The sequence below is a fragment of the Bifidobacterium sp. ESL0820 genome, from assembly GCF_052606235.1.
Genome location: NZ_CP199594.1, coordinates 464,912 through 478,459, shown reverse-complemented (window position 1 = coordinate 478,459; position 13,548 = coordinate 464,912). Strand labels below are relative to the sequence as shown.

The window sequence follows — 13,548 nt, the reverse complement described above, 5'->3', positions numbered from 1 at the left end:
TCAGTGCGCTCCTTCCATGACCTGGGCGTAGGTGGCGTCCCAGACGCCGGGCTCGTTGAAGTCCACCTGCTCACGTTCGGCCTCTTCCATGGCCTTCTTCATGGCCAGATAACGACGGGGAACCAGATGGGTGAACCGGGCCAGCGCGCTCGGCCAGTCCTCCAGCAGCCCGGCCGCAGCCTTTGACCCGGTCAGCCGGACATGCTCCGCTATCAGTTCCTTGAGCATGGCCGCCTGGTCCTGGTCGGGCTCCAAGGCCAGCAGGGAGCCGTCATTCCAGGCTTGCGGATTCAGCCGGGAGGTGTCCATGTCCAGCAGGTAGGCATCCCCTCCCGAGAAGCCGGCGCCGAAGTTGCGCCCTGTGGGACCCAGAACCACCACCAGGCCGCCGGTCATGTACTCGCAACCGTGGTCGCCCAGGCCCTCGACCACGAAACGGCCGCCCCCGTTGCGTACGGCGAAGCGCTCCCCGGCCCGGCCGGCCACGAACATGTCGCCCGAGGTGGCGCCGAATCCAGCCACGTTGCCGCAGATGACGGTCTGGTGCGGATCGAACCTGACGCCTTGGGCAGCCTGGAGGATCAGACGGCCGCCGGACAGGCCCTTGCCTGCATAGTCGTTGGCCTCGCCGATCACCCGGATGGTCTCGCCCCTGGGGATGAAGGCTCCCAAGGATTGACCGGCGGAACCTGTCAGCGTGATGTCCACAGTGTTCTGCGGCAGGCCGGCGGCTCCGTATTTGCGGGTGATCCTGTAGCCCAGCATGGTGCCCACGCTCCGGTTGACGTTGCGCACGGTTGTCTTGATGGCCACCGGACGGCCCTCATCCAGAGCATCGACAGCCTGATTGATCAGGTCCACATCCAGGGACTTGTCCAGTTCGTGATCCTGGGCCTGGGTGTGGTGCAATACCGTGCCCGGGGTGGGGCCAGGCTTGCGCAGGATGGCATCCAGGTCAATGCCCTGGCTCTTCCAGGTGCGCACGGAGGGGTCCCGGCGCAGGCACTCCACATGGCCGACCGCCTCCTCCAGGCTGGCGAATCCCAGGGAGGCCAGGATCTCCCGCACCTGACGGGCCATGAACATGAAGAAGTTGACCAGGTCCTCGGGCCGACCGGTGAAGCGCGAGCGCAGCTCCGGATCCTGGGTGGCTATGCCCTGGGGGCAGGTGTTCTTATGGCAGGCCCGCATCATGACGCAGCCCTCCACCTGCAGCGCCGTGGTGGCGAAGCCGAACTCCTCGGCCCCCAACAGGGCGGCTACGACCACGTCGCGGCCGGTCTTGAGCTCCCCGTCGCACTGGACCACGATCCGCGAGCGCAGATCGTTCATGACCAGGGTCTGCTGGGTCTCGGCCAGGCCCAGCTCCCAGGGGGTTCCCGCATGCTTGATGGCGTTGAGCGGCGCCGCCCCCGTGCCGCCGTCCTGGCCGGAGATGAGGACCACGTCGGCATGACATTTGGCCACGCCCGCGGCCACGGTTCCCACCCCGTGCTCGGAGACCAGCTTGACGTGGATGCGGGCTTGGGGGTTGGCCATCTTCAGGTCGTGAATCAGCTGCTTCAAGTCCTCGATGGAGTAGATGTCATGGTGGGGCGGAGGCGAGATGAGCTCGACACCGGGTGTGGACCGTCTGACCTGGGCGATCCAGGGCGGGACCTTGGCGCCGGGAAGATGGCCGCCCTCCCCCGGCTTGGCTCCCTGGGCCAGCTTGATCTGCAGGTCGGTGGCCGAGACCAGGTAGTCGCTGGTCACCCCGAACCGGGCCGAGGCCACCTGCTTGATGCGGCTGGTCCTGGCAGGGTCTGCAATCCGATCCGGCGACTCGCCCCCCTCGCCCGAGTTGGACCGGGCGCCGAGCCGATTCATGGCCAGGGCCATGGTCTCATGGGCCTCCTGGGAGATGGACCCGTAGCTCATGGCTCCGGTAGAGAAGCGGGTGACGATGGACTCGGCGGGCTCCACCTGGTCCAGCGGTATGGGCGCCCTGTCGGAGTGCAGCTCCATGAGGCCGCGCAGGGTCATGCCCTGCTTGGCCGCCGCGTTCACATGGTCGGTGTAGGCCCTGAAGAGTCCGTAGTCCCCTCGCTTGGTGGACTGCTGGAGCAGGAAGATGGATTCGGGGTCGTTCAGGTGGTCCTCGCCGGTGCGCCGCCAGTGGTAGTTGCCGCCTGTCTCCAGGTCATGCCCGGATCCGGCGGTCCACTCGATGGGGTAGGCCACCCGATGGCGCTGGGCCACCTCGGCGGCGATCTCATCAAGCCCTATGCCGCCCACCAGGGAGGTGGTGCCGGTGAACCAGCGGTCGATGACCTCCCGGCTCAGTCCGACGGCCTCGAAGAGCTGTGAGCCGCGGTAGGACATGATGGTGCTCACCCCCATCTTGCTCATGATCTTCAGGACCCCGGTGCTCAGGGCCCGGACCAGGTTGGCGGAGGCCTTTTTCGCATCCACGTGCAGGTCGCCACTGTTGGCCAGGTTCTCCACGGACTCCAGAGCCAGGTAGGGGTTGACGCAGGCGGCGCCATAGGCGATCAGCAGGGCCACATGGTGGACCTCGCGCACGTCGCCGGCCTCCACCGCCAGGGAGACCTGGGTGCGGGTGTGCCGACGGAGCAGGTGGTGCTGGACGGCCCCGGTCAGCAGCAGGGAGGGTATGGGCCCCCAGATGTGATTGGAATCCCGGTCAGAGAGGACAAGGACATTGCAGCCTTCCTCGATGGCCTGATCCACCTCTCTTTCGATGGCTTCCAGACGCTCCTCAAGGGCCTTGCCACCGCCGGCCACCTGGTAGAGGCCGCGGATCAGACGGGGGCGGAAGCGGCCTTCCAGGACCGGCGCCCGGTCCAGGCGCTTGATCTGCGCCATCTGGACGGAGTCCACCACGGGCAGGTCGATGTGGATCTTCCAGGCGTGCTCGGGGGTGTCCTCCAAAAGGTTGGGCTCGGGCCCGATGGCCGAGGCGATGCTGGTCACCAGCTCCTCGCGCTCCCAGTCCAGGGGCGGGTTGGTGACCTGGGCGAACTTCTGGGTGAAGTAGTCGAAGAGCATGCGCGAGCGGCGCGAGAGCACAGCGATGGGCGCATCATTGCCCATGGACCCGATGGGCTCGCTGCCGGTTTCGGTCATGGGCCCCAGCAGCATGGTCAGGTCCTCCCGGGTGTAGCCGAAGGCCTGCTGCCGACGGTGGACCGAGATGCGCGAGTAGTTGACATGCTCGCGCTCGGGCAGGTCATCCAGGCGGACGGTCCGCTCCGAAACCCACTTCCGGTAGGGGTGCAGACCCGCCAGCTGATGCTTGATCTCGCTGTCGGGCACTATCCGGCCCGCTTTGGTATCAGCCAGGAACATGCGTCCCGGCTCCAGCCTGCCCTTGGCGACAATGGACTCCTGGGGCGTATCCTCAAGGACGCCGGCCTCCGAGGCCAGGACCAGGTGGCCGTCATCGGTCAGCTGCCAGCGGCCCGGGCGCAGACCATTGCGGTCCAGCTGGGCGCCCACCAGGGTCCCGTCGGTGAAGACGATGGCCGCCGGGCCGTCCCAGGGCTCGATCAGGGTGTCGTTGTACTGGTAGAAGGCCTTCAGGTCGGGATCCATGTCCGGATCCTGCTGCCAGGCCGGAGGCATCATCATTGAGACGGCGTGGGGCAGGGACCGTCCTGCCAGGTGGAGCAGCTCAAGGGTCTCATCGAAGGTGCCTGAGTCTGAGGCTCCAGGGGTGTTGACCGGCAGCAACGGGGCCATGTCGCCCAGCAGTTCCGAGCTCAGCTTTCCCTCGCGGGCCGACATCCAGTTGCGGTTGCCCTGGATGGTGTTGATCTCCCCGTTGTGGGCGATCATCCTGAAGGGCTGGGCCAGCGGCCAGGAGGGGAAGGTGTTGGTGGAGAAGCGGGAGTGGACGATGGCCAGGCGGGCCTTCAAGACCGGGTCACCCAGGTCGGGGAAGAAGCCCTGCAGCTGCTTGGTGGTCAGCATGCCCTTGTAGGTGATGGTCCGGCAGGACAGGGAGGCGAAGTAGACGCCCAGCTCGTGCTCGGCCCGCTTGCGGACCCGGTAGCCCAGCCGCTCCAGATCCAGTCCTCCGCGGCCATCCGGCCCGGCGTCGCACATGATGGGCATGAGGAAGCGAGGCATGGAGGCCAGAGCCTGCAGACCCAGTCCGTCAGGATCGGTGGGCACAGACCGCCAGGCCAGGACGCGCAGCCCCTCCTGGCCAGCGATCGATGCTATGGCCTCCTCCTGGCTGGCAGCCTGAGCCGGGTCCCTGTCCAGGAAGGCCATGCCCGCCAGATAGTGGCCGGCTTCGGGCAGATCCCGGCAGACCCGGGTGCGCATGAACTCGTCAGGCATGGAGAGCATGATTCCGGCCCCGTCGCCGGTGTTGGGCTCGGCTCCCACGGCCCCTCGGTGGTCCAGGTTGACCAGGACGCGGATGCCCTGTTCGACGATCAGTCTTTCATCCCGTCGGTTCAGGGTGGCCACCATGCCGAAACCGCAGGCATCGTGTTCCGTATCAGGGTCGTAGAGCCCTTGCGGGCCGTGGACATGCAGATCGAGAGGGGCCGTGAATGACACCGCAATCACCTCATTCGTGGACGGGGGCGGGGCCGGCATGCTCCACCCTTGAGGAGCCTTGTCAATGGTGAATCAACAGAATAATGCATCCACAGGTGACATCCGTGTAACGTTCCGCAGTGTCTAACGAATTCCTACCGCCTCCAGGACCTGGTCGATGACCAGATCGTTGAGCAGGCGGCCCCGGCGGGTCACCTGGATTCGGTCACGCACGGGCAGCAGGAGGCCCTGATCGACCAGATCCCTAAGGATCTTCGGGTCAGCCGGACGACCCGCCTGCCTGGTCAGCCGATCCAGTCCCAGACCTTCCGGCAGGCGCAGGGCCAGCATGACCGTCTCCTCCAGGTCCTGCCTGAAGCCCAGAAGCTCGGCATCCTGCCAGGGCACATGTCCGGCGTCCATGGCGGCGGCCCAGTCCCTGGGGTGGGCGATGTCCCAGGAGCGAATGGCCCTGGCACGCCGCTCCCCCAGGCCGGGCTCCGGCGATAGCCACCAGCGTACCCCGGGATCGGCCTCTTGCGCCGCTGCTGTTCCTGTGGCCCTGAACCCGGGCGAGACGGACGGCATAGGCTCCTGTTCCCGAGCTTCATCCACCGGCGCCATGCCTGTGTCCTGGCCTTCCAGAGCACGATAGTGGGAGTGGGCGCCGGGGCCGATGCCGGCCCAGTCCACGTTGTGCCAGTAGCCCAGGTTGTGGCGGCTCTCCTGGCCGGGGCGGGCCCAGTTGGAGATCTCATACCAGCAGAGGCCTGCCTGGGAGAGCATGTCGTCGGCCATCTCGTACTTGGCCGCCTCGTCGTCGTCATCGGGTGCAGGCAGCTGGCCCCGGCGCACGGCTCGGCCCATCTTGGTGGTGGGCTCCAGGGTCAGGGCGTAGGCGGAGACATGGTCCACGCCCAGGTCCAGGGCCGCCTGCAGGCTGGTCCGCCAATCCTCAAGCCGCTCCCCCGGCGTCCCGTAGATCAGGTCCACACTGGCCCTGAGTCCCAGGTCCTTGGCAGCGGCCACATCAGTGGTCACATTGGCCGGGGTATGGGTGCGGTCCAGGGTGGCCAGGACGCTGGGCACCGCCGACTGCATGCCGAAGGAGACCCGATTGATGCCGCCCCGAAGCAGCTGCTCCAGATAGACCCGATCCACGGTGTCGGGGTTGGCCTCGGTGGTGATCTCAGCCCTGGGGGACAGCCCCCAAAGGTCGGCCACGGCCTCGACCATGCGCACCAGATCCTGGGCGGGCAGAATGGTGGGCGTGCCTCCGCCGAAGAAGATGGTGGACACGGGCGGCTCTATCAGGCCTCGGGAGGTCTGCCAGTCGCGGACCATGCGCATCTCCTGGATGGCCAGGTCGGCATATTGCTCCCGGCTGGCTCCCCCGCCCAGGTCGCGGGCCGTGTAGGTGTTGAAGTCGCAGTAGCCGCAGCGGCGCATGCAGAAGGGCACATGGATGTAGACCTGGTAGGATCCCACCCGTTCAGCCCTCCTTCCTGGCGGCGGCCCGGATCTTGTCCTTGGTGTCCCGGTCCTGGGCCTGGCCGGTGCTCAGGGCGGCGATGAAGGCCTCCTGGGGCACCTCGACATGTCCCAGCATCTTCATGCGCTTCTTGCCGGCCTTCTGCTTCTCCAGCAGCTTGCGCTTGCGGGTGATGTCCCCGCCGTAGCACTTGGCCAGCACGTCCTTGCGCAGGGCGCTGATGGTCTCCCGGGCGATGATGCGCGACCCTATGGCCGCCTGGATGGGGATCTCGAACTGCTGGCGCGGAATCAGCTTGCGCAGCTTCTTGGTCATCATCACCCCGTAGGCGTAGGCCTTGTCCTTGTGGACGATGGCCGAGAAGGCGTCGATCTTCTCCCCCTGGATGAGGATGTCCACCTTGACCAGGTCGGCGGACTGGGTGCCGTCGGGCTGGTAGTCCAGGCTGGCGTAGCCCTTGGTCCGGCTCTTCAGCTGGTCGAAGAAGTCGAAGACGATCTCGGCCAGGGGCATCCTGTAGTGCATCTCGACGCGCTCGGGGCTCAGATACTCCATGGTCCCCATCTGCCCGCGATGGTCCTGGCAGAGCTCCATGACCGGTCCGATGAACTCCTTGGGGGTGATGATATCGGCGCTGACCACGGGTTCCAGAATCCGGCGAACCTTGCCGTCGGGGAACTCGCTGGGGTTGGTCACCGTGTGCTCGCTGCCGTCCTCCATGGTCACCTGATAGGTGACGTTGGGGGCCGTGGCGATCAGATCCATGCCGAACTCCCTGCTCAGGCGCTCGGTGACGATCTCCATGTGCAGCAGCCCCAGGAAGCCGCAGCGGAAGCCGAAGCCCAGGGCCACCGAGGTCTCCGGCTCATAGACCAGGGCGGCATCGTTGAGCTTGAGCTTGTCCAGGGCGTCGCGCAGTTCGGGGAACTGGGCGTTGTCGATGGGAAAGAGCCCGGAATAGACCATGGGCTGGGGGTCCTGATAGCCAGGCAGGGGCTCCTTGGCCGGGTTGGCCTCGGTGGTGACCGTGTCGCCCACCTTGGACTGGCTGACGTCCTTGACGCCGGTGATCACATAGCCGACCTCCCCGGCACCCAGGGCTTTGGTGGGTGTCATGTCGGGGCTGATCACCCCCAGCTCGATGGGGTCGTGCACGGTCGCCCGGCCCATCATGCGGATCTTCTGGCGCTCCTTGAGCTCGCCGTCCACCATCCGGATGTAGGTGACGATTCCCCGATAGGAGTCGTAGACCGAGTCGAAGATCAGAGCCCGGGCCGGGGCCTTGGGATCCCCCTTGGGGGCCGGCACCTGGTCCACGATGCGGTCCACCAGCTCACGGATCCCCTGGCCGGTCTTGCCCGACACCCGGAGCACCTCGTCCGTGGAGCAGCCGATCAGGTTGGCGATCTCCTCGGCGTGCTTGTCCGGCTCGGCCGAAGGCAGGTCGATCTTGTTGAGGACGGGGATGATGGTCAGGTCATCCTCCAGGGCCATATAGAGGTTGGAGAGGGTCTGCGCCTCGATGCCCTGGGTGGCGTCCACCAGCAGAACCGCGCCCTCGCAGGCCTCCAAGGCCCGGGATACCTCGTAGGTGAAGTCCACGTGGCCCGGGGTGTCGATCATGCCCAGGGTGTATTCGACGCCGTCCTTGACCCAGGGCAGGCGAACGGCCTGGGACTTGATGGTGATGCCGCGCTCCTGCTCGATGTCCATCCTGTCCAGGAACCGGTCGTGCATCTCGCGCTTGGGCACGATCCCGCTCAGCTGCAGGATCCGGTCGGCCACCGTGGATTTGCCGTGATCGATGTGGGCGATGATGCAGAAGTTGCGGATCAGCGATTGGTCGGTGAATCCTGGTTGGTTCTTGGCTTCCTGCACCGGTCTGCTCTCCTCACGTACGTCTGGTCTAACGATTCTAGACGATGCCCTGGGCCGAAGCGCCCGCCTATGGCGGATTCTTCTCCCGGTCGGGTGCTACTATGGTGGGTTGTCTGTACAGATACATTCATCGTTTGGAGCAACATTGGCAAACATCAAGTCGCAGAAGAAGCGGGTCATCACCAACGAAAAGGCGCACCTGCGCAACAAGGAGGTCAAGAGCGCAATCAAGACCTCCGTGCGTTCCGTGCGCAAGGCCGTGGATGCCGGTGACAAGGAGGCCGCTCAGGCTGCCTACCAGGTGGCCGCCCGCCGTCTGGACAAGGCCGCCGGCAAGGGTGTGATTCACCGCAACCAGGCCGCCAACCGCAAGTCCGGTCTGGCCAACGCCGTCAACGCCCTCTGAACCGGGTGCCCACAAGGGCCGGTGATCCAAGCGCTTGGGTCACCGGCCCTTCTTCGTATCCGGTTTCCGGTCGGAATCCTCGTCGGTGTGCTTGATGGTGACACTGATGTTCGACCGGCCACGCATCAGATGACGGATGGCCCTGGCCAGCTGGGCATCGTTGAGCGGCAGCCGGGCCGAGCGCCGGTCCACCGCCCCAGGCACCAGAATGTTGAATTTCACCGAGATGATGCGCAGGACGACCACCAGGGCCACGATGGCCAGGTCCAGGGCCATGTCGACCCGGGCCGGATAGAGCCCATGCTGCTGGGCGCGCGTGGAGGCCAGGGTCAGCATGCAGCCGATCAGCGAAGGCAACGCATACCAATGCTGGTCCTGGATGACCGCAGGCACCTGGTTGAGGAGGATGTCTCGCAGCAGGCCGCCAACCAGGGCCGTGGCCATGCCCATGAAGATGGCCGTCATGCCACCGGTTCCACTCATCAGCGCCTTGGCCGTACCGTTGACGGCAAAGGATCCCAGGGCCATGGCATCAGTGACCAACATGGACCAGGTCATCCTGCTGATTTCAGGATGGGCGACAGCCACCACCAGGCCGGATGCCAGGGTGACGATGACTGAGCCCTTGTCGGTAATGCCGCTGGGCGGCACCTGACCCAGAAGAACGTCTCGGACCACCCCGCCTCCCAGGGCACTGATCCAGGAGACCAGCAGAATGGAGATGATGTCGTAGCCCTTGCGCACGGCAGCCAGGCCACCCGAAAGCCCGCAGCTGAAGATGCCCAGGTACTCGATGACCATGAAGATCAGGTTCCCCTCCAAGGCCGTCTTCATCCCGCGCTTCTCCTCCCGGAATCGTCCCGCACTCAAGTCTGTCTATAGATTAGCCAAGCACAGAGCTGAACAGGCCGGTGATGTGCGCAAGGCCACAAATATGAAGGAAGGCGACCCAAGGCGAAACGTCGCCCTGAAGTCGCCTTCCATTCAAGACCTGTCAGGCAGGAATGGGGTCAGCGCTCAGCAGACCTTCCACATCCAGTCGTGCGGGTCTTCGATCTCGCCCAGCTGGATGCCCAGGAGCTCGTTGCGCAGGTCCATGGTGACCTTGCCAGAGCCGCCGTCGGCCACCTGGACGTCGAAGTTCTCGGACTTGAAGCGTCCGATGGGGGTGATGATGGCTGCGGTTCCGCAGGCGAACACCTCGGTGACCTCGCCCGAGCGGATGTCGTCCAGCAGGGTGTCCAGGCGGATCATGGTCTCCACCACATCCCTGCCGTGATCCTGGGCCAGGGCGATCAGGGAGTTGCGGGTGACGCCGGGCAGAATGGTTCCGGTCAGGCTGGGGGTCTCCAGGTGCCCGTCCTTGTGGACGGTGAACATGTTCATACCGCCCAGCTCCTCCAGGTAGGTCTTGGTGGCCGCGTCGACGAAGCAGACCTGCTCGCAGCCATGCTCGGCACCGCGGTTCTCACCCAGCAGGGAGGCCGCATAGTTGCCGCCGCACTTGGCAAAGCCGGTGCCGCCGGGGCCGGTGCGGAACCACTTGTCCTCCACCCAGATGCTGACCGGCTTGACCCCGCCGGCGAAGTAGGGCCCCGAGGGCGAGGCGATGACGCAATAGTCCACCGCATGCGGGGCGCGCACGCCCAGGAACGGCTCGGAAGCGAACATGTAGGGGCGCATATAGAGCGTGTACTCGCGCCGCTGGGGCACCCAGGCCGCGTCACGACGGACCAGGGCCGCAACCGAGCCTAGGAAGTCATTGGGCTCAAGCGGAGGCAGGGCCAAACGCTTGGCCGAATTGTAGAAGCGCTGAGCGTTGGCATCGGGGCGGAAGAGCCAGATGGAGCCGTCGTCGTGGTAGTAGGCCTTGAGTCCCTCGAAGGCCTCCTGGGCGTAATGGAGCACCGAGGCCCCCGGATCCAGGCTGAGCGGTCCGTAGGGCTCAACCCTGCGATCATTCCAGCCGTCTTCCGAAGTCCATCCCATGTGGGTCATGTTGTCTGAGAAGAGCTGGCCGAAGGCGGGCTTGTCAATCAGCCGGGCACGCTCCTCGTCAGAGGCGGGATGATCGTTGGGAATGACCTTGAAAGCGTCCGCCAACTCATTGAGTGCCTTCGGGTCGTGATGTGATTGCTCTGCCATTGTCTACCACTTCTTCTTGCTGCTGTATTTGTTTGCTCGGGTGCAATGCTTATGGCGATGCCCGGTACCCGAACTATCGCATAGGCAGGCCTTGACCTGTTCAGCGCATTTCGCATAGTGACCGTCATAGGCAAAAAGGCCGCAGGATCGTGATGATCCCACGGCCTTAGCAGTAAACGCCTTGGCAGTAACGAACCTCTGGGTTCACTCGCTCTGGGCGTCAGCCTCCGGAGCGGCTTCCGCATCGGGCTGTTCGGTCTCCTCGGTGGGGGTCTCCAGGCTCTCCTCCTTGGGGATCTCGACGGAGACGATGGATTCCTCCATATCGTCGATGATCAGCTCGGAGCCCTCGGGCAGCTTGACATCCTTGGCCAGGATCTTGTCGCCCTCGGACAGACCCTCCACACTGATGTCGATGCGCTCGGGCAGGTTGGACACGTCGGCCCGGACCTGCAGGTTCTGGGTGTCGATCAGGGCCACGGCAGCGCCCTTGGTCTCGCCGCTGACGAAGACGGGCACCTCCACGGTGACCTTCTCGCCTGCGCGGACCTCATAGAAGTCGATGTGCTCCACCTGGCGCTTGACCGGGTTGCGCTGCACGTCCTTGACCACGGCCGTCTTGGTCTGCCCGCCGAAGCTGATGGAGAAGAGGGCGTTGGCGCGGCGCAGGGCCAGAGTGGTCTCGCGCATGGGCAGCTTGATGTAGTCGGGCTGGGCGCCGCCGGCGTAGATGGTGGCGGGGATCTGCTGGGCCACGCGCATGCGGCGTGCCGCCCCCTTGCCGAATTGGTCGCGGACTTCGCCCTCGAGCTTAATTGTGTTAGCCATGTTGGCTTCCTTCCTTGAATGGTTCCTCAAGACCGACCTGGGCCGGTCCTGGCGCATCGCCGCGTCGGATTCCGGACCGCCCATAAGGAAAGGCCGCCGATGATCCAGCCGAGTCGATAACGGAGGCCATGAAGCCTCCCTCGCCAAAGCAACGTGCCTACTTTAGCACCGGGCCCTCCCTTCTCCAAGTAGGCGGCTATTCTGGACGTATCCCGCGATTATTGAAGGAGACAACGTGTCGTTACTAGCATCGGTCAAATCTTTTGTGGCACACCAGGTGGGTCATGGGGAGGGACCGACTGGCGAACAGGCCGCGGATCCGTCAGGTGCCGCCCAGGAAGCCCTCGCCCTGCCCAATACGCATTTCTGGTCAGCTGACTACGCCACCACCACGCGCATGGATCCGGCCTCGGGACTGCTCTCGGCCACCACCGCCGGCATGGGACCGGTGCCTGACGACATGACCGTCTATGACATATACGCTGATCGGGCCCGCCGGACCCCCGACCAGCCGGTCCTGCACTTTGTGGAAAACGGCAGCTGGACCTACCGGACCGGCCGAGAGATCCTGCACGACATCAGGACCACCGCCAAGGGCTTCATGCACTACGGGCTGAAGAAGGGCGATGCCGTGGCCTTCATGTGCAGGACCAGCTATGAGTGGGACATCGTGGATGCCGCGGTCCTGTCCATCGGCGGGATCATCGCCACCATCTACGACACCGATTCGGCCGAACAGATCCGATTCATCGTCAACAACTCCGACGCCAGGCTGCTGGTGGTGCAGACCACCGAGATGCGCGCCAAGGCCGAGGGGGCCGATAAGGACTGCCCCACCCTGGAGCGGATCGCCTGCCTGGAGTCCGGAGCCCTGCAGGAGCTGCAGGCCTACGGGGAGTCGGTCAGCGACGCCGAACTCGACGAGCGGATCAACTCCATCCGCAAGACCGACCTCTGCTCCATCGTCTACACCTCCGGTTCCACAGCGGCGCCCAAGGGCGTGGAGATGACCCATGAGCATTACTGCCAGCTGGCCAGGAACCTGAACGCCTTCATCCCCAATCTGACCCACGACCCGGATGGATCCATCCTGCTCTTCCTGCCCCAGGCCCACACATTCGCCCGGGCCATCAGCTACGGGGTCGTCTACGGGACCATGCAGGTGTACATCTCCTCCGGGCTGGCCACCCTGCTGTCCGACCTGCAGGAGTCCAAGCCCACGGTCATCATCGGCGTGCCCAGGGTCTTCGAGAAGGTCTACAACGCCGCATCCCAGAAGGCCGGGCATGGCATCAAGGGCAGGATCTTCAACGGGGCGGCCCGGGCGGCACGCACCTACATGGAGGACATCTCCCGCAAGGGCTGGCCGACCAAGCGCAGCGCCCTGCGGCGAGCCATCTATGACCCGCTGGTCTACGCTTCCCTGCGCCAGGTCCTAGGCGGACGGGCCAAGTGGATCGTCTCCGGAGGCGCTCCCCTGGATCCTGAACTGTTGGGGTTCTTCCGTGGCGCCAATGTTCCGGTCTATGAGGGCTACGGCCTGACCGAGACCACCGCACCCTGCGCCTTCAACCCCCTGGGCACCCCCTACCACCGGGGCTCAGTGGGCATCCCCTTCCCGGGATTCACCATCCGCATCGCCTCGGACGGCGAGGTGCAAATCAAGGGCGTCTGCGTATTCCACCGCTACCACAAGAATGAGGAGGCCACTCGTGCATCCTTCACCGAGGACGGCTGGTACGCCACAGGCGACCTGGGCCGGCTCTCCCGCGACGGGTTCCTCTTCCTGACCGGGCGAAAGAAGGATCTGATCATCACAGCTGGCGGCAAGAACGTCTCCCCCAGGCCCATCGAGGAGGTCATCGAGCGCTCCGAGATCGTCTCCCAGGCCCTGGTTCTGGGCGACAAGCGTCCCTTCATCTCGGCCTTGGTCACCCTGAACGAGTCCACCCTGCGGCCCTGGCTGGCCTCCAAGGGGCTGGATCGCAACATGTCCCTGCAGGAGGCGGCCCAGAACGCCGTGGTCCGGGCCGAGGTCCAGGAGTATGTGGACCGGGCCAACGAGGGCGTCTCCCGGGCCGAGTCAGTGCGCAAGTTCATCATCCTGCCCGAGGAGTTCACCCAGGACAACGGGCTGATGACGCCATCCATGAAGGTGATCCGGCCCAAGGTCATCGAGCGCTACGCCGACCTTCTGAACACCCGGATGTACACAGCCAAGCGCACCCCGGCACCGCGCCGCTGA

At 65.2% G+C, this 13,548-nt stretch carries 8 protein-coding genes; 2 read left to right on the top strand and 6 right to left on the bottom strand.

Annotated elements, in window-relative coordinates:
- The 3 genes from gltB to lepA form a co-directional block, all read right to left on the bottom strand.
- Positions 1-4,575, bottom strand: a complete 4,575-nt coding sequence (gene gltB, locus ACUIAH_RS02005; protein WP_445341239.1) for a glutamate synthase large subunit — start codon at positions 4,573-4,575, stop codon at positions 1-3.
- 123 nt (positions 4,576-4,698) lie between these two features.
- Positions 4,699-6,003: a radical SAM family heme chaperone HemW gene (gene hemW, locus ACUIAH_RS02000; RefSeq protein WP_445341523.1), complete on the bottom strand. Its 1,305-nt coding sequence runs from the start codon at positions 6,001-6,003 to the stop codon at positions 4,699-4,701.
- Between the two features lie 43 nt (positions 6,004-6,046).
- On the bottom strand, positions 6,047-7,924 hold the full coding sequence (gene lepA, locus ACUIAH_RS01995) for a translation elongation factor 4 (RefSeq protein WP_101432419.1): 1,878 nt from the start codon (positions 7,922-7,924) through the stop codon (positions 6,047-6,049).
- 145 nt (positions 7,925-8,069) lie between these two features.
- Between lepA and rpsT the strand changes: the two genes are divergently transcribed.
- Positions 8,070-8,330 carry a 30S ribosomal protein S20 gene (gene rpsT, locus ACUIAH_RS01990; protein WP_015021872.1) on the top strand — a complete coding sequence of 87 codons (261 nt, stop codon included), beginning with the start codon at positions 8,070-8,072 and terminating at the stop codon, positions 8,328-8,330.
- 39 nt (positions 8,331-8,369) lie between these two features.
- Here rpsT and ACUIAH_RS01985 read toward each other — a convergent pair whose 3' ends face one another.
- From ACUIAH_RS01985 to ACUIAH_RS01975, 3 genes are all read right to left on the bottom strand, one after another.
- Positions 8,370-9,164 carry a trimeric intracellular cation channel family protein gene (locus tag ACUIAH_RS01985; protein ID WP_313841939.1) on the bottom strand — a complete coding sequence of 265 codons (795 nt, stop codon included), beginning with the start codon at positions 9,162-9,164 and terminating at the stop codon, positions 8,370-8,372.
- A 183-nt stretch (positions 9,165-9,347) separates the two neighbouring features.
- Entirely contained in the window at positions 9,348-10,475 is a 1,128-nt protein-coding gene (locus tag ACUIAH_RS01980) for a branched-chain amino acid aminotransferase (RefSeq protein WP_445341238.1), read from the bottom strand.
- A gap of 204 nt (positions 10,476-10,679) precedes the next feature.
- Entirely contained in the window at positions 10,680-11,303 is a 624-nt protein-coding gene (locus tag ACUIAH_RS01975) for a 50S ribosomal protein L25/general stress protein Ctc (RefSeq protein WP_445341237.1), read from the bottom strand.
- A 235-nt stretch (positions 11,304-11,538) separates the two neighbouring features.
- On the opposite strand from ACUIAH_RS01975, the gene ACUIAH_RS01970 reads away from it, so the two are divergent.
- Positions 11,539-13,548 (top strand): AMP-dependent synthetase/ligase, encoded by a 2,010-nt coding sequence (locus ACUIAH_RS01970; RefSeq protein ID WP_445341236.1) that lies wholly within the window; start codon positions 11,539-11,541, stop codon positions 13,546-13,548.